Origin of the sequence: Pedobacter polysacchareus, from assembly GCF_019802255.1 — a bacterium.
Taxonomy (GTDB): Bacteria; Bacteroidota; Bacteroidia; order Sphingobacteriales; family Sphingobacteriaceae; genus Pedobacter; species Pedobacter polysacchareus.
Map to the genome: position 1 here is coordinate 60,955 of NZ_JAHYSS010000006.1, position 16,731 is coordinate 77,685.

Below are 16,731 nucleotides of genomic sequence, written 5' to 3' on the forward strand. Positions count from 1 at the left end.
ATTATATTTTAGTGTTTGGTTTTGCGGTATCCTCTTTCAATAGTTTAAACGATGTAGCCTTGAATCTGCCGTTTACAACTTTCCCTGTTACTTCCGCTTTTCTCACTTTATTACAGAAACCATCTTTAGCATGGGCATCGCCGTGGTCATCAATATCAGAACCATCCACAAAATAAGCCTGACCATAGATTCTTACCGCTAAATCGCATTCTTTTCCTTTCAAATCGAATTTACATTCCCCGCAGGCAGTTTCTACCACATGTGGTGTTTTAAAATCAATAACTGGTTCTTTTTTTGCTTTTTGCTGCGCCTGAACTCCAATAGCCATAAAGGCGAAAAGCATAAGGGTAATCAACTTTTTCATGTTCGTTTAAATTTGTATAAAAATAGTACAAAAACCGGAGAATTGAATCCCCTTATAAAGGCTACCTAAAAGATTTAGGTGTACACTGCATGTGTTTTTTGAAAAATATATTAAAATTGGCCGGATACTCAAAGCCTAGGCAGTAGGCAATTTGCGCCACATTCCATTCAGTATGTTTCAATAGCGCAACAGCTTCCGTTGCAATTCTTCTAGCCAGATGGTCTGATGTGGTTCTTCCTGTGACCTCTTTCACACTGTGATTCAAATGATTCACGTGTACAGAAAGTTTATGCGCAAAATCATGTGCCGTCCGCAGTTCCAAAACATGATCTGAAGAACCAATTGGAAACTGGCGTTCCAACAGTTCCAAAAACAGAGAAGTTAATCTAACAGAGGCATTGTTTTCTTTGAAATAAGTATTTGCCGGCCTGACTTTCAGGGCTTCATGTACAATCAGATGGATATAATTACGCAAAAGGTCGTATTTATGAACATATTCCCCTTCCATTTCTTCCATCATTTTGATCATGATTCCTTTGAAGGTTTCTTGCTGCTGTTCATTGATTAAGATGACAGGACAGTCCTGAATTCGCCACAGCAAGGACTCCCGCAGACTTTCATTTCTCTTATGGATAAAATTCTCTGTAAAAAGGCAGAAATAGCCAGACTGAGATTCGGAAGTCGACTCCCAGGCATAAGGGATATTCGGATTGGTAAACAATAAAGCCCTTCCATTTACTTCGATCTTTTCATTAGGATAATGGAGTACGCCATGACCAATAATCAGCGATATTTTATAAAAATCCCTCCGATTATAAGGAGTCGGGTTTAAATGACAATAAGCCGATCTTTTGAAAATACCAAAATGACCAATATCACTGACCATCTCAAAGCTTGGAACCGTGATTTCAGGACGATGCGTCTTTAAAAGATCATAGTAATCCTTTAAACTTTCGCTTTTATTCACTTGATAAAGATCCTGATTTTTAAACAACATACAATCAATCTTTAGGCAAATTTAGGGTTTGATTGGCGTTCCTGCACGTAATTCTTCAGACGGACTTGTAACAAGTTCATCACCAATATTCAGCTTGCCGAAAATCTCTGTCTGATCGTCCGTTTCTCTGCCTTTCTTTATATTTACTTTTTCTGTTTTATTTCCTACTACCTTCCATACATAGGTTCCTTCCGCTGTTTCTATAACTGCTTTTTTAGGCACAATAAAGGTGCTGGCATTAGCTGGAAGTGGGATATGGACTTCTGCAACCATTCCCGGCAATAGCTGTTTGTTTTCATTTGGCACATCCATTTCTACCTTTTCAGAACGCAGACGTAAATCCAGGGCACCAGATAAACGCTTAACTTTTGCCACAAACAGCTGTTCCGGCAATGACCTTACAGTGAAACTGATTTCATCTCCTGCCTTCAAATATCCAGTATAAACCTCTGGAATAGAGATGGCCAGACGGAGGTATTTTTGTTCTTGCAGCGTGAACAATGGGAATTCAGAGCCCTTTCCTGAAGGACCTACGTAGGCGCCTAAATTCACGTTTCTTGCAGTAATTTTCCCATTAAAAGGCGCACGAATTTCCAGATAATCTCTCAGCGAGCCCACTTCCTGATAGGATGCTTTTGCTGCTTCAAATTGTGCGAGATCAGAGTTTTTACGTGCTACAGCCTGATCCAGGTCATTTTTAGAGATGGTACCCGGTGTTTTACTAGTTTCATAAAGGCGGTCGTAATTTGCTTTACTGGCCAGATATAGTGCTTCCTGTGCTTTCAATCTGCTTTTTGCCGCTGCAAGCTGAGAATTAGTTTCCGGTGCTTCCAGCGTCATTAACAGTTGTCCCTTCTTCACCTCCGAACCAATGTCTACGTTTAATGTCTTCACAAAACTGCTCACCTTGGCATACAGGTCTACCTGCTGAAAAGCGCTGAGCTCACCGGGTAGCTGTAAGGCAGTCGCCAATTTCTCTTTTTGAAGTTTAAACGTGGCTATAGGCGCGGCTTTTTCAGTGGCAACTGGTTCTTTTTTAGCAGTAGCCGAACAGCCATTCAGCAGCGTTAACAGCGCCATTCCTCCAGTGATACAAATGGTATATGGAAATATATATTTTTTCATTTATGTATGTTTATATCTTAATATCTAAGCTTAAAATCGGTATTATTTATCAATTATTCGGACAAGCCCTTGATGTAGTGTTTACTTTCTTCATCTTCAGGATCCAGAGAAATCGACTCCGTGGAAACTTTTCCCTGCACCCAGGCGAATACCAGCGGTAAAATGACCAGCACGGCAAAGGTAGAAGCAATTAAACCTCCAATTACAGCTCTTCCCAATGGGGAGACCTGATCACCGCCTTCTCCATGTCCAATCGCCATTGGCAGCATCCCTGCAATCATGGCCACAGTGGTCATAATAATAGGACGGATCCGCAATGCAGCGGCCTCTCTTGCCGACTGTAAAGCATTGCCATTGTGTTTACGCAGCTGTTCCGCATTGGTAATGAGGAGTACTGCATTCGCAATAGACACTCCTACCGACATAATGATTCCCATATAGGACTGCAAGTTCAAGGTAGAGCCGGTTAGCATCAACAGCAATAACGCACCCAATACTACCGCTGGAACCGTCGCTAAAATCACCAAAGGAACTTTGAAAGATTGAAAGTTTGCCGATAACATCAAAAAGATCACCACAATGGCTACCAATAGCCCGGATTGCAGACTGCTCAAGGTATCATCCAGCACCTTAATCATCCCTACTGGCTGTACAATCAGCCCTCTTGGCAGTTCTCCCAAAGATTTGATGGCTTTTGTGACATCTTTTGAGGCTGTCCCAAGGTCCTTTTTATTCAGGTTGGCGGTTACCGATAAATATGGCGTAGCTCCAACATTGTCATTTTCCCCGTAGGTGGTATCTGTACTGATGCTCGCCACATCACTCAATATCGGACGGTTTGAATTCTTTAACAGCGGAATTTCTCCAAGGTTATCCTTACTGCTCATTTTATTGAAGGGAACCTGAACCTGAACACCGTAAGCGAGACCAATCCTTTCGTCTACCCAGACATTTTTATCCGTATATCGGGACGAAGAAGTGGAAGCCACCAAAGACCTGGATACATCATTTAAATCTACGCCAACCTGTGCTGCTTTAATCCGGTCGATGTTGATGTTAAGGGAAGGATATTTGATCGGCTGTGCAATCTGCACGTCTCTCAGATAACTAATTCCATTCAATTCCTTCATGATCTTATTCGCGTATACTTCGTTTTCTTTATTATTTTTCCCTGCGATGCGCACTTCCACTGGAGTAGAAGAACCCTGACTCAATACTTTATCCGTAAGTTCTATCGGCTCAAACGACAATTTAACATCGGGCTCCAATGCTTTAATACGGGTCCTCAGCAGGTCTTTAAACGCTTCCATATCCACATGGTAATCTTTCAATCCCACCTGAAAAACAGCTTCATGAGGTCCTGCCATAAATAAATATATTGGATTTACAGAAAACAAAGCAGGATGCTGCCCAACATAAACTGAGGTAATATCCAGGTGTTCCGGCCCCACCATTTTCTTTAATTCCGCCAGGATGACCTGAACTTTTTCTTCTGTGCGCTCCAGACGGGTTCCATCCGGCGCCCGCATTCTCAATTGAAACTGACTGGAATTTACTTTCGGCAGTACATCTCTTCCGATGTTGGCGAGTAAAATCGCTGCGATAGAAATGATGACTAACAGATAGCCCAGCACTACTGGTTTTCGGTAAGGCATGATCCGGTCCAGAAAGCGCATAAAGCGGTTTCTAAAACGCTCAAATGGCCCCAATTTGCCATCATTGTTAAAGTCTTCCCTTTCTACCAATACCCTCTTCTGATTTAGGGTGTCCTTTTCTGATTCCAGGCTCAACCCTGTTTCTAAAAACACCGCTTCATCATCAGTGATCGCTGCTGAATGCGGTTTTGCTTTCTTTGGATGCGCTACCATCAGCCAGTTGGCCATAATGGGTACGAAAGTTTGAGATAAAAAGAAAGAAACCACCATAGAAAAACCAATGGCCAGGGCCAGCGGTAAAAACAATGCTCCAGGTATACCAGTCATTGTAAATGCAGGAGCAAATACGGCCAGGATACAGAACAAGATCAGCAATTTCGGGAAAGCAATCTCTTTACAGGCATCCCAGATCGCTAAAGCCTTCGGTTTTCCCATATCAAAATGCTGGTGTATATTTTCGATCGTTACGGTCGACTCATCTACCAAAATCCCGATGGCCAGGGCCAGTCCACTCAAGGACATGATATTGATCGTTTGTCCGAAAAGTTTTAAAAACAATACTCCGGCTATGATGGAAGTAGGAATGGTCAGGATCACAATCAATGCGGCTCGTTTATCACCGAGGAATAACAGCACCATTAAACCGGTTAACAAAGCGCCAATTACGCCCTCGCTGATCAAACTTTTTACCGCATTGATCACATACACGGATTGGTCAAACTCATAAGAAAGCTTCACATCTTCCGGTAATGTATTCTGGATCATGGGGAGGTTCTCTTTCAGTTTACTCACCACATCCCAGGTAGAAGCATCCCCAGACTTGGCAATACTCAGGTACACAGATCGTTTTCCATTGATCAGTGCATAACCCACTGTCGCATCCGCCCCATCCTTCACTACCGCTACATCACGGAGGTACAGGTTCTGTACCACTCCTTTAAACAGAGGAATATTCTCAAATTCTTTTACTTTTTTTATCGTGTAATTGGTTGGTGTCAGGTAGTTTTTATCACCAATCCGAACGTTCCCCGAAGGTGCGGTCTGGTTATTTATTTTAATAGCCTCCACCACCTGATCTACGGTGAGCTGATGTGCGCGCAGCAATTCTGGATCTACGTTGATCTCAATGGTTCGCACACTCCCGCCAAAAGGTGCAGGAGCCAGTAAACCTGGAATGGCCGTAAATGAAGCTCTCACATAGGTATTTGCAAAATCCTGCAGTTCATTGTTACTGCGGATCGGACTGCTCAATACCAGCTGTCCGACGGGCAAGGAGGAAGCATCGAAACGAATGATGAATGGAGGTTGTGAGCCTGGCGGAAAAATTGCTTGTGCCCTATTGGAAAGCGAACTGAGCTCGGCAGCGGCCTGCGCCATATTTGTTCCTTCATAATAAGTCAGTTTCATGAGCATCAATCCCTGTACATTCTTCGTTTCTATGGTTTTAATCCCATTGGCAAAAAGCAGGATATTGATGTATTGTTTTCCAAAATAGGCTTCCATTTGAGAAGGCGTATACCCCCCAAAAGGATGCGCAATATAGATCACAGGAAGGTTCATTTTAGGTAAAATATCTACCTTGATATCTTTGATGGCGCCGATCCCAAAGAAGAACAAACCGGCAACGAGCACCAGGATGGAGATGGGTTTACGAAGTGCAAAACGTATTAAATTCATGGAGGTGGCTAATTAAAATTCGTTGATAAACAGGTCAAAATTTCCAAGGGCAGCTGATTTTAACAAGAGCGCTTGCCAGACATTATTATAGGCGATGTCCCGATCGGTCTCTGCCCTATTGAGCACAAAAAGTGCCTGGGTAAGGTCTACAATAGTGCTGAGCCCGTTTTTATACAAAGTGTTTTTTTGTAAGTAAGCGTCGGCAGCGGCTTTAACCTGAATCGGTGCTTCTTTATAATTGTCAAGGGCATTTTTCAATTTGGCCTCTGCAATAGCTACCTGCGCCTGTAACTGTTGTTCGGCAAGGTCGTATTCGTCTTGAAGGCCTTTGGAAACAAATTCCTGAGCCCTCACCTGCGGATGTGTTTTCAGGATAGTGGTCAGGTTCCAGACCATCCCTACCCCGAGCAGGTAATTCCCACGTACCGGATTAATCCCATCTGCATAATTCCTGGTAAAAGCATTTGGCTGCTGCGCGTAATTAGCACTGAATCCAGAGCCCCTGCCCTGCATCACTCCAAATAATGAAAATGTTGGATAATAGGATTTTCTGAACAAATGTGCCTGTTCATTACTCAGATCCACTTTACTGCGGTAAAACTGCAGCAAGGGATGTGATTTTTCCTGGAGCACACTATCCAGGAATAAATGCTGAGGAATTCGGGTAATGGAAGCCGTATCCAGCTCCAGGTTGGTCACCGTTTCGCCCATCAACACCCCTAGTCTGTTGGCCTGTTCCTGCTCCAGATCTTTTGCTTTAGTTAACGCAATCTTTGCGCTGGACAATTCCGCTTTAGCCAAAGAGGAATCTACGCCGGCAATCAAACCGTTACTTGCCCTGATGACCGCTGTATTTTTAAAGGTAATCGCCCTTTGCAGATTGTTCTCCTGTGTTTTCCTCAACCTTTGTGCGGCCAGTAAATTCAGGTAAGCGGCAGAAACACGGATTTTCTGCTGGAATTGCTCCTGAATCAAATCTTGTTGATCCCGTTTCAGGATACCTGCGGATACTTTTACTCGTTCTTTAATCTTTCCGAAACTGAAAAAATCCCAGTTCACATTGGCCAGATATAAAGCGCCGAAAGCAGCATTCCAATTCTGCTGATCAAAGGCTGGACCGCTGGAGGCAACGCCAAGACCACCTAGACCATAGGAAGGTCCGTTTTGTCCGTTAATCGTTCCATAATCCTGCTGAGCAGACAAATTGAGGTTGGGCAAATAATCTTTACGTGCCTGCTGGAGGCCCGCTTCGGAAGCATTTACATAATTCTTTTTGGCCTTAATACTCCCGTAATTATTCAAGGCAGTATTGATCGCATCTTTTAAATAGAGCGTTTGTGCATAGGTGCTAGTCGTACTCAGGATGAAAACCCCAGTAACTACGACCATAAACAATGAAGGTTTAGGCATGGTGTATATATTACACCACAAATTTATCTGCTCACTATAAAATCAAAGTATTCCGTTCAAACCATTAATTATGAAAATCAAACAATTTCCAGGATTACATCTTAATGACATTTAGCTTACAAAAAGTTCCAATCCTTCACATGACTGTCCTGATGTTCTTTTTTCACAATCGCTTCGAATTGTTTAATTAAGTCCGGGCGACTAGCTGCCAGATCCTTGGTTTCATTACGATCAGTTTTCAAATGATAAACCTGCCATGGACTATTAGGGTCTTTCTTCACATTGGTTCTTACGCCTTTCCAATCCCCCATCCTAATGGCTACTTGTCCACCCTTTTCAGGAAATTCAAAATATAAGTATTTGTGTTTTTCCTGTTGTCTGGTTTTACCTGTTAAGGTGGGCAGAAAAGAAATCCCGTCTGTATTTTCTACTTTTTGCCCGGTTAAATCGGCCATTGTGGCCAAAAGATCAAATTGTGCAGAAATCAGGTGACTGGTAGATCCTGGTTTGATTTTTCCTGGCCATCTGGCCAGAAATGGTTCACGGATCCCACCTTCATACACATCTGTTTTCAATCCCCTCAAACCATCCACACTATTAAAGTATGTTGCATTGACTCCTCCATTGAAAGTGGTTCCATTATCACTCGAAAACATAATGATCGTATTTTCATCTAAGCCCAGCGCTTTAATTTTTTTCATAATGATCCCAACCTGTGCATCTAAAAAAGTAATCATCGCTGCATAGGTGGAATATGGATATTGATTGGGCGCATATCCTTGCTGGCCATAATAAGGCTGCTCTTCAAATTTTCCGATATAAGGTTTCACAAAGGCCTCCGGTGCCTGTAAAGAAACATGCGGCAAAGGGTATGGAAGGTATAGAAAGAAAGGATTTTCTTTGTTTTGATCGATAAAGGACAGCGCTTTTTCCGTCATTTTCTCAGGAGCATAGACTTTACCTTTATAGTAGTCGAAATCTTTAGGGCTTGCTTTTTGGGGATCCAATGCGCGGTGCACATTGATAAAGGTGTTGTCCAATGTATCCCGTTTGTCATTTTCCCATAAATGTGTCGGGTAAAAACTATGCGCTTGTTTCTGATCCAGTAATCCGTAATAATAATCAAAACCTTGCTTCAATGGAGAACCTGAAGTACCGTTCATGCCCAATCCCCATTTCCCAACCAGCGCAGTTTTATAACCTGCCTGCTGCATCAAATGACCAAGGGTAAATGTCCCTTCCTTCAAAGGCATCTGGCCACGCTCTTCACTATCCGGAAAACCTCCAAGTTCATAATTTCCTCGGATATAAGCGTGTCCGCCATGTTTACCAGTCATGAGCATCGCTCTGGCAGGTGCACAAACAGGCGTCCCCGTATAGTGATCGGTAAATTTCATTCCCTCTTTAGCCAGGCGATCCAGATTGGGAGTCTTGATTTTCTCTTGTCCATAAGCACCAATTTCTGCATAGCCAAGATCGTCTGCATAAATGTAAATGACGTTTGGCTTTTTTTGAGCAAAGCCATCATTACCGGAGATCCATCCTAAAAAAAGTTGAGTAATAAGCCCAATAAATACCGTGCGTTTTTCCATTTCAGTCTAAGATATAGAAAGATCCACAAAATATTGTCGTCTGCTTTTCGTAATTTTGCGCTCCCAAATTGGGAAGACGTTTTTTACTTAATATCAAACGTTTGATTTACCTCCATTTAATACTGCTGCATTATGAAAAAAAGTATCCTGCTTAACATCCCACCATTACCCGCAGTGTTATTGGCCATCATTAGTGTACAGGCGGGTGCAGCAATTGCAAAAGGACTTTTCCCAGCTATTGGCCCTACAGCTACTGCTTCGCTTCGCATCGGATTATCTGCCATTATTCTATTGGTTGCAAATCGCCCAAATTTGTTCAAACTGACCGGAGCACAATGGAAAGCCGTAATCCCTTATGGTCTTGCATTGGGTGCGATGAATGTGATTTTTTACATGGCGATTAAACGTATTCCTTTGGGATTAGGGGTGACGCTTGAATTTATTGGTCCTTTATTATTGGCGGTATGTAACTCTAAACGCGCACTGGATTACCTTTGGGTATTGCTTGCCGCAGCAGGAATTGCCTTAATTGCCCCCTGGTCTAACGAAGGTTTGGACTTGATCGGTGTACTCCTAGCGCTATTGGCGGGAGGATTCTGGGCTGCATACATTGTATTGGGCAGTCGGATTTCTAAAATTATGAAAGGTGGCGATGCGGTTTCTGTAGGCATGATCTTCGCCACATTACTTGTCCTTCCGTTTGGATTCTTCGGTGGTGGCTTCAGCCAAATTACCCCGACCTTATTGTTACTTGGTGGTGCATTGGCGCTTTTATCCAGTGCCATTCCATTTACTTTAGAAATGAGTGCTCTAGGGCAAATGCCTGCACGTACCTTCAGTATTCTGATGAGTATGGAGCCTGCAGTGGCCTCATTAGCCGGAATCGTATTCTTATCGGAACACCTTTCTTTTTTCGAATATCTTGCCGTAGCCTTAGTCGTGATTGCCAGTGCCGGCGCAACGCTGACTTCAAAAAAAGAAACTTTATAAAAGATTTATCCCGCTAAAAAGCTCATCAATTCTTCTTTTTCTTCAGCTTCCAGTTCCACGATATCTTCGATCACCTGAAACAGCTGTGTTCTTTGATTCGAATTGAGCAATACATGTGTGAACCTGACAAAAGCTTTCTTTTGATCGATACTTAAACCACTAAATAGTTTAGGCTGTAACTCATACATTACTTTTAAGGTTTCGATCAGGTCAGTTTTTTGGCTGGCCTCCTCTTCTTTAAACGAAGGTAAAACCCCTTCCAGCGCATACTTTTCCATCAGTTTGCTAGAAAATTCTTTCAGAAAAGGTTTTCTTTTGGCCCTCAATAACTCATTCACCTTTTTGATCAGGAACTTATATTCAGAAGAAGATTTAGTACGTGCATACAACTTTACCTGCGCTTCATAATCGGTACTGCTAAAATCAAACTCATCAAAGAATTCACTTTCAATGAAAACACTATGATAATATTCATCTGCTTTCTTGTTCAGCGTAGTGTAGTCTTTATAAACTTCCTGCCCCTTATGATTGATAAAATAGTTCTTCGACAATTCTTTATGTAATGATTCCTTCCATTGGATAAATTTCACTTTAAACGTGGTGTTACTTTCCGGGTATCTAAAAACCAAGCCGTCTTCCTGATCAATAATATTATCCTGATAAACTAGAGGTTCCCCATTGATCACAATGGAAAAATCCCGGTTTTTATGAAGCTCCAGAAACCAGCAGAATTCCGCCTGCAAATAAGGGATGATACTCAATTCCATTGCTTCTTTTGACAACTGGACATTTGAAAAAGAAACCGTAGTTCCTGTCTTTTTATCCTGTACATTTTCATTCAAAAGCTTAGCTTCATAATTGTTCAATTCCCCAACTGAGACTTTTATGCTGCCATTTTTGAACTGTCCGTTTTCCTCGTAGGTGGTGTTCCATTCTGCAGCATGCGCAAAAGTAAAAAAGGTGAGTCTGCCTACCCCATTCTTTCCGTGCATGGTAGACTTGTGCAGATGAATGCTTTGTTCCAATGCTTTTTCAGATTCATAAAATGGATTAAACTTATCTTTTAATAAGGAAAAATTGATGCCATAACCATTGTCTGCCACCTTCAAACTTTCTAAACTTCCTAGTGCATTAAAAGTATAATCTATTGAAATGGTCGTTGCTTTTGCGTCAAAACCATTCCAGATATACTCTGCCAGTGCCTGTTTTTCGTTGTAAAGACGCAAGACTTTTCTAATTCCTTTGGAAGTGATATTTACGTTATTGGCCATGATGAAGGGATTGTTTTTGGAATTCAAATTTAAGCTTTTTGTCTATTCTTTAAGCTATCGACAAATATTCTACTGCTGATTTTCGTTGGATTTCTGGTTTACCGCCACTGATGGTCACGATAACCTTTGATCCTGCTGATGATACTGGACGCTTTTTCAAAATCTTTCTCAAAAGAACGCGTTTCCTGAGGAATTACGTCTAATATGGCTACTTCTAAAATCATTTTTTTTCACGGGTATAAGTGATATACATTAGATCCGGATAGGTATGGAGAAAGGGTTTCATCAGGCTAACGATTTGCCCCTGATGGTATGCTGAATGGACAATAAGGTGGGTTAAAATATCTGACAGAATGGTCTCATAAGCAACTCCCTTTGTATTATAATACCGTATTTTACGCTGAAGGTCTTCTTCTTGGAGCTGCTCCAGGAAACTCGTCATCAATTGATAATTCTGATCCAGTAGTTTCTGCCAGTCCTGCTCATCAAATTTCTCCCAGACTTCCACATCCTGCATCTCTCCTTCCATCCTGCTCCTCCATATCCTGTTTGCAGCAAGTAAATGGTTAAAAAGATCTTTTGCACGCTGGGGAATATCTGTAGCGGTTTGCATGGATTGAATCAGCCTCAGATTGGTCCAATAGTCAAAAGCCAGGAGATTAAAAAAATAGTCCTTCATAAATTTGAATCTAGGAAGGACAAGTTATAAAAATTCCTGAAAATAATTCTTTAAAGGGTTAACGCACAGTCAGGCTGTTTGCGTCATAAACCAATGCGTCTTTCCCGGCTGTTTTATAGAGTTTTCCTGCCATCACCACTTCCTTAGCCACTAAACCTTTAGCCTGCTCTACTTTCATTTGATGATTCACTTTCAGTAAGCTTCCATCTTCAAGAATCATTTCTAACTGCCCATTATCCGCCACCGCGGAAACCAATCCTTTAATTTTCAATTCTGATTCAGTTCTCTTTTTCATGAAAGGTTTCAATGCCGCCAAATCGATCAGGTCTACATTTTTCAAAGGCTCACCATAAATAGATTGCCCGGCCACCTGCTCAACCGGACGTACCTGGATCAGTTCTGAATCCGCTGAATAATATTGTTTAATGACCAGAAAGGCAAACAGCAAAAATGCGGCAACCTTTAGGATGCGGACTGTCTTATCCGTGTAAATGAAATATGTTTTTTCGCTGTTTACCCTATTTAGTATTTCATTAACAGCTAATGAATCTTTTCTGGTCAAATGTCCCATGTCATCTATGATTTATGATGGTTCAAATTTCCTGTTTATTTTAATCCGAATTGTTGACCTATGGTAAGTAATAGTCAAGCCTACAAAAAGATGACGAAATCCTGAAAAACATCGACGAAAATAATTTCGTCGATTGGTCGAGAAGTTCAGACGGTTGGTCGAGCCTTACTTAAAACTCGTCTAAAGCCCCTAAAAACGTCGTAACCTTTCTCATTTGAGATGGTCTTAACTACAAAAAACCTTAAAAAACTTAAAACATAAAGACATGAAAACTTCCATCAAAACTCTATTCGCCTCAGCTTTAACTGCTATCATTTTAACTTCTTCAGCTTTCACAACTATTGCTAAAGAGAAATCTCCAGCGAGCAAAAGCGCCACCGTAAAATTCAATAAAGTAGTCGTGACTGGAAATGCAAATGTGATCCTGATCCAGGGAAATACAGAAGGTGTTAACGCTTATGATGAAATACAAGCGGGCAGCAACAGCATTCAGCAAAAAGGATACACTTTATACATCAACTCAACGGACAAAAGCACCATTTATGTTCATGTAAAAGACTTGCAAAGGATTGACGCCGCAGAAACTGCAACCATCAAAACCCGCGGTTCTTTTGACCTGGCTGTACTTCAGATCTTCTTAAAAGACAGTGCAAAAGCAAATGTGAACGCGACCATTGGAAGTTTATACACAGAAATGAGCGGAAAATCCGACTTAAAACTAAGCGGATCATCAACTGAACACCACCTGGTAAGAAATGATGTATCTAAACTTAACCAGACAGATTTCGTCATCGCAAAATTATAAAACAAGACTACATGGGATACAATGAAGGCATGAACCTTCAGAAAAAAAGATCCTCAGCCCCATAGAAAAAAATAGGATTCAGGAGCCAGCGTTAATTTAGTTAACCACGAAAAACCGTTCAAATGCTGAGCGGTTTTTTTGTTCACAAAGCATGCTGAAATAAGAAAGTATCCTGAAAAAAAGAAAGCATGCTGAAAACCGATTACAATAAATCATTTGCCAAATTGGCCAGTTCACTCCGCTCCCCTTTATCCAGCGTAATGTGCGCATAAAGCGGATGATTTTTCGCACTCTCAATCAGGTAAGAAAGCCCATTACTTTCTGCATCCAGATAAGGGGTATCGATCTGATAAATATCCCCGGTAAAGACAATTTTTGTTTCCTCTCCTGCACGTGAAATGATGGTCTTTATTTCATGAGGAGTCAGGTTTTGTGCTTCATCTACAATGAAGAAGATCTTCGTCAGTGTTCTACCTCTGATATAAGCGAGCGGCGCGATCAGTATCTTTTCCGTCTGCACAAACTCTTCAATCCTGGCCTGCATTTTCGGATCATGCTGGTACTGCTCTTTAATAAACCTCAGGTTATCCCATATAGGCGCCATATAAGGGTCAATCTTTGATTTCGCATCGCCAGGTAAAAAGCCAATATCCTTATTACTTAAGGCCACAATTGGCCGGGTCACATAAATCTGACGGTATTCTTTACGCATTTCTAAGGCGCTGGCAATCGCAAGCAGTGTTTTTCCTGTACCTGCTTTTCCTTGTATCGTAACCAATTTTACTGCCGGATTCATTAAGGCATTGACGGCCATGCTCTGCTCCTCATTTCTAGGAGAGATATTGAAAACCTTTTGAGGTTTCACGCGAACCAGCTGATCAGTTACTATATCGTGATAGGCGGTCTGAGTTTTTCTTTTACTTTTCAGGATATAAAAATGATTTCCCGCGTTAGTATCCAGCAGCATGGCTGAGCCAGAAATATGTCCTTCATTTTTCAAAGAATCAAAAAGCGCTGCATCTACATTGGAAAGTATTGTTTTCCCGGTATATAGCGCATCTACATTTTTAACTTTCCCTGTTTCATAATCTTCTGCATGGAGATCCAGCGATTTTGCCTTTAACCGCAGACAGATGTCTTTAGAAACCAGCACAACCTTCTTTTCTGGAAATTCTTCCTGCAAACTCAGTGCTGCATTTAGAATGCGATGGTCAAATTTACCTGGTCCAAAAACTACTTCCGCATCAAAAAGCGCTGGCTTATGGTCCATTACCACTTTAAAATGACCTTGTTTTAGCCCCTTCAGTGGAATCCATTGGTTCATGATTTTCTCTCCCGAGGCCTGGTCCATCAAACGGATAAAACTTCTCGCTTCTGCATTTCGTGTTTCATTTCCATTCTTCATATTGTCCAGCTCTTCCAATACCTGGATTGGAATGGCCACATCATGTTCCTGAAAATTATTAAAGGCATTATGATCGTATAGAATAACTGAAGTATCCAGCACAAAGATCTTTTTTTTCGTAGAATTACGTTTTTGGGAAGGTTGACTCATCCTAATAAAATTAATGAAATTTCAGCGATCTTGCAGCTACTCCAGTTCAAAAAATGAATCTTGATGATTAAAAAAAACTGCCCCCAAAATTTAGAAAATTCCAGGGGCAGTTCAAGAGGGTTTTGAGACCTTTCTAAATGGGTTATTTGAGTTTCTTTTTACTCTTCAATTCCATTACTTTAAGTATTTTATGAAACAACTCGTGATTTGGGTACGTTCCTTTAAAATCTGCTGATCCTGGGCCATAAGCAAATACCGGCACCATAATATTGGTATGGTCATTCGTACTGAATGAGCCAGTGATCATTCCTTTTTCTGCGGAAGCATCCAATAACGTCAAACCACCTGTTTCATGGTCTGCAGTAATCAATACCAAAGTTTCTTTATTCTGATCTGCGAATTGTAAGGCAGCGGCAACGGCTTTATCAAAATCGTGAAGTTCTGTAACTACATACGGTAAATCGTTCACATGACCTCCGTAATCGATCTGTGCGCCCTCCGCCATGATGAAAAACCCAGGTTTATTTGCCGATAATAATTTCAAAGTATGCTGCAAACTTACGCTCAGTAAATCTCCGCGTCTATCTTTTACTGGTCTGGTGGCACTATCCGGTAATACGACCAGTTGTTTTCCCTGTGTTTGTTTCAAGAAATCCCCGGCAGTGGTACTCAATTGAAAACCTTGAGCTTTCAGTTTGCTGATCAGTTCTGTATCCTTATTTTTCAGGAAACTCTTTTGGTTGGAGCCCAGCAAGATCTCCGCTTTACTATTCTGTAGGTCTGCGGCAATCTCCTGCGACATTGCACGATCCAGCTGATGCGCATAAAACGCGGCAGGAGTTGCATCCGTCAGGTCTCCAACACTGATAATACCACTTTTAATGCCATAATCAGCCAGCGTATCCACCAGGTTAGTCATTTTCTTTCCATCCGGACTTACGCCTATATAGCGGTTATTGGTTTTCTCGCCAATGGCCATTGCAGAAGCACCGGCAGCAGAATCCGTATTCCCTGCATCCTCAGCGGCAGTTTGAGAGAAACCAACATTAGCAACATTGCTCATGTTTAGTTTTCCGTGATTGGCAATCAATCCGGCATGAATCTGTGCCAGGCCCATCCCATCACCGATTAACAGGATTACATTTTTAACCGGTTTATTCAGTCCATCTACTTTGTATTCTGGTGTATAAACTGGATAAGCCACTGGATTGGTGTAAGTCAGTTTATCCTTGTGGAGGTAAAAATCTTTTAGTTTTCCCGGCTGATCCGTATTGATCCAATCGGCACCCAATCTTTCCAAAACGATCCAGGTATTAGGACTGTCTTGTGTGGCCCAAAATCTGAAAGGCTTATTTTGCGCATGCGCAGCATCGATCAAGGTCTTCATTTTCAGCAAATCCGCAGGCGTCGGATTTCCTTTTCCGTTCCAGGAAGTATAATTTTTCAGGTCATCACTGATCATTGCTATTCTTTTCAATTGATCAGCGGTATAATTCACATTAGGCCGCCCATCAAAAGATAAATAAGCAGGATAATTCTGAAAATCAGCCGGCTTAGGCATATCACCGCTGATCACTATCCGAATGGCATTTGGGTTGATCTGGTCATTGAAAACTCCCGGATAAGCAGCGAGATCCTTAATCAGCTGTGTCAATACCGATGGATAATCTTCCTTAATATCCACTACCAACTGCAATTTCATTTTTGCATCCGCATAAGGCTGATTTCCGTTTTTGCGGTAAAATCTTGCCAAGGGCTCCAGATAAAGTGTCTTTAATGTAGCTTCTGGTGTTATTTCTGAAGCATCATGTGCGACATACAAGATCCCATTTTTCAGAAAAACATCTGCTTCAATAGCCCCCATCCCAGCATAATAAGCAGTCAGCAACGGTATATTTTGATGATAATCGTTGTGGCTATGGCCAGAATTAAAGCTTAAACTATGCTGCGCCTTTGCGTCCATTGCAAATAATGCAGCTACAAAAACCGCGGAGCGAATGATGTTTTTTATATCCATATTGTATTTGAAAGAAATCTGAG

At 41.6% G+C, this 16,731-nt stretch carries 14 protein-coding genes; 2 read left to right on the forward strand and 12 right to left on the reverse strand.

Annotation, left to right across the window (positions count from 1 at the left end; genetic code table 11):
- Position 1: 1 nt before the first annotated feature.
- The 6 genes from K7X70_RS17730 to K7X70_RS17755 all read right to left on the reverse strand — a co-directional run bounded on the left by K7X70_RS17730 (position 2) and on the right by K7X70_RS17755 (position 8,820).
- Positions 2–364, reverse strand: a complete 363-nt coding sequence (locus tag K7X70_RS17730; protein ID WP_222538335.1) for a DUF6370 family protein — start codon at positions 362–364, stop codon at positions 2–4.
- Between the two features lie 61 nt (positions 365–425).
- Complete coding sequence (locus K7X70_RS17735; protein ID WP_255607372.1) at positions 426–1,361, reverse strand: helix-turn-helix domain-containing protein; 936 nt, start codon at positions 1,359–1,361, stop codon at positions 426–428.
- Positions 1,362–1,382: 21 nt separating this feature from the next.
- On the reverse strand, positions 1,383–2,486 hold the full coding sequence (locus tag K7X70_RS17740; protein ID WP_255607374.1) for an efflux RND transporter periplasmic adaptor subunit: 1,104 nt from the start codon (positions 2,484–2,486) through the stop codon (positions 1,383–1,385).
- A gap of 53 nt (positions 2,487–2,539) precedes the next feature.
- Positions 2,540–5,818: an efflux RND transporter permease subunit gene (locus tag K7X70_RS17745; protein WP_222538336.1), complete on the reverse strand. Its 3,279-nt coding sequence runs from the start codon at positions 5,816–5,818 to the stop codon at positions 2,540–2,542.
- 12 nt (positions 5,819–5,830) lie between these two features.
- The gene (locus K7X70_RS17750) at positions 5,831–7,228 is read right to left on the reverse strand and encodes a TolC family protein (RefSeq protein ID WP_255607377.1); all 1,398 of its coding nucleotides are present in this window, start codon (positions 7,226–7,228) and stop codon (positions 5,831–5,833) included.
- A gap of 116 nt (positions 7,229–7,344) precedes the next feature.
- Complete coding sequence (locus K7X70_RS17755) at positions 7,345–8,820, reverse strand: arylsulfatase (protein WP_222538337.1); 1,476 nt, start codon at positions 8,818–8,820, stop codon at positions 7,345–7,347.
- 132 nt (positions 8,821–8,952) lie between these two features.
- On the opposite strand from K7X70_RS17755, the gene K7X70_RS17760 reads away from it, so the two are divergent.
- On the forward strand, positions 8,953–9,810 hold the full coding sequence (locus K7X70_RS17760) for an EamA family transporter (protein WP_222538338.1): 858 nt from the start codon (positions 8,953–8,955) through the stop codon (positions 9,808–9,810).
- A 5-nt stretch (positions 9,811–9,815) separates the two neighbouring features.
- Here K7X70_RS17760 and K7X70_RS17765 read toward each other — a convergent pair whose 3' ends face one another.
- The 4 genes from K7X70_RS17765 to K7X70_RS17775 all read right to left on the reverse strand — a co-directional run bounded on the left by K7X70_RS17765 (position 9,816) and on the right by K7X70_RS17775 (position 12,331).
- Positions 9,816–11,081, reverse strand: coding sequence for an ATP-binding protein (locus K7X70_RS17765; protein ID WP_222538339.1), 1,266 nt, complete (start codon positions 11,079–11,081; stop codon positions 9,816–9,818).
- Between the two features lie 98 nt (positions 11,082–11,179).
- A complete protein-coding gene (locus tag K7X70_RS24450; RefSeq protein ID WP_255607380.1) occupies positions 11,180–11,305 on the reverse strand; it encodes a hypothetical protein in 126 nt (41 codons plus the stop codon).
- Positions 11,302–11,760 (reverse strand): DinB family protein, encoded by a 459-nt coding sequence (locus K7X70_RS17770; RefSeq protein WP_222538340.1) that lies wholly within the window; start codon positions 11,758–11,760, stop codon positions 11,302–11,304. The genes K7X70_RS24450 and K7X70_RS17770 overlap by 4 nt, the downstream gene beginning before the upstream one ends.
- Positions 11,761–11,818: 58 nt before the next feature.
- Positions 11,819–12,331: a hypothetical protein gene (locus K7X70_RS17775; protein WP_222538341.1), complete on the reverse strand. Its 513-nt coding sequence runs from the start codon at positions 12,329–12,331 to the stop codon at positions 11,819–11,821.
- A gap of 265 nt (positions 12,332–12,596) precedes the next feature.
- On the opposite strand from K7X70_RS17775, the gene K7X70_RS17780 reads away from it, so the two are divergent.
- Positions 12,597–13,136 carry a GIN domain-containing protein gene (locus K7X70_RS17780; RefSeq protein ID WP_222538342.1) on the forward strand — a complete coding sequence of 180 codons (540 nt, stop codon included), beginning with the start codon at positions 12,597–12,599 and terminating at the stop codon, positions 13,134–13,136.
- Positions 13,137–13,338: 202 nt separating this feature from the next.
- Here the strand turns inward: K7X70_RS17780 and K7X70_RS17785 are convergent, their stop codons facing one another.
- Together K7X70_RS17785 and K7X70_RS17790 are read right to left on the reverse strand one after the other, a co-directional pair.
- On the reverse strand, positions 13,339–14,691 hold the full coding sequence (locus K7X70_RS17785; protein ID WP_222538343.1) for a PhoH family protein: 1,353 nt from the start codon (positions 14,689–14,691) through the stop codon (positions 13,339–13,341).
- Positions 14,692–14,833: 142 nt separating this feature from the next.
- Complete coding sequence (locus K7X70_RS17790) at positions 14,834–16,708, reverse strand: alkaline phosphatase (RefSeq protein WP_255607383.1); 1,875 nt, start codon at positions 16,706–16,708, stop codon at positions 14,834–14,836.
- Positions 16,709–16,731: the final 23 nt, after the last annotated feature.

Bases quoted from the DNA above. Each gene is read 5' to 3' on its own strand.
- K7X70_RS17735 (WP_255607372.1), bottom strand. From the start codon at position 1,361: ATGTTGTTTAAAAATCAGGATCTTTATCAAGTGAATAAAAGCGAAAGT.
- K7X70_RS17745 (WP_222538336.1), bottom strand. From the start codon at position 5,818: ATGAATTTAATACGTTTTGCACTTCGTAAACCCATCTCCATCCTGGTG.
- K7X70_RS24450 (WP_255607380.1), bottom strand. From the start codon at position 11,305: ATGATTTTAGAAGTAGCCATATTAGACGTAATTCCTCAGGAAACGCGT.
- K7X70_RS17740 (WP_255607374.1), bottom strand. From the start codon at position 2,486: ATGAAAAAATATATATTTCCATATACCATTTGTATCACTGGAGGAATG.
- K7X70_RS17770 (WP_222538340.1), bottom strand. From the start codon at position 11,760: ATGAAGGACTATTTTTTTAATCTCCTGGCTTTTGACTATTGGACCAAT.
- K7X70_RS17755 (WP_222538337.1), bottom strand. From the start codon at position 8,820: ATGGAAAAACGCACGGTATTTATTGGGCTTATTACTCAACTTTTTTTA.
- K7X70_RS17790 (WP_255607383.1), bottom strand. From the start codon at position 16,708: ATGGATATAAAAAACATCATTCGCTCCGCGGTTTTTGTAGCTGCATTA.
- K7X70_RS17750 (WP_255607377.1), bottom strand. From the start codon at position 7,228: ATGCCTAAACCTTCATTGTTTATGGTCGTAGTTACTGGGGTTTTCATC.
- K7X70_RS17730 (WP_222538335.1), bottom strand. From the start codon at position 364: ATGAAAAAGTTGATTACCCTTATGCTTTTCGCCTTTATGGCTATTGGA.
- K7X70_RS17780 (WP_222538342.1), top strand. From the start codon at position 12,597: ATGAAAACTTCCATCAAAACTCTATTCGCCTCAGCTTTAACTGCTATC.
- K7X70_RS17760 (WP_222538338.1), top strand. From the start codon at position 8,953: ATGAAAAAAAGTATCCTGCTTAACATCCCACCATTACCCGCAGTGTTA.
- K7X70_RS17775 (WP_222538341.1), bottom strand. From the start codon at position 12,331: ATGGGACATTTGACCAGAAAAGATTCATTAGCTGTTAATGAAATACTA.
- K7X70_RS17765 (WP_222538339.1), bottom strand. From the start codon at position 11,081: ATGGCCAATAACGTAAATATCACTTCCAAAGGAATTAGAAAAGTCTTG.
- K7X70_RS17785 (WP_222538343.1), bottom strand. From the start codon at position 14,691: ATGAGTCAACCTTCCCAAAAACGTAATTCTACGAAAAAAAAGATCTTT.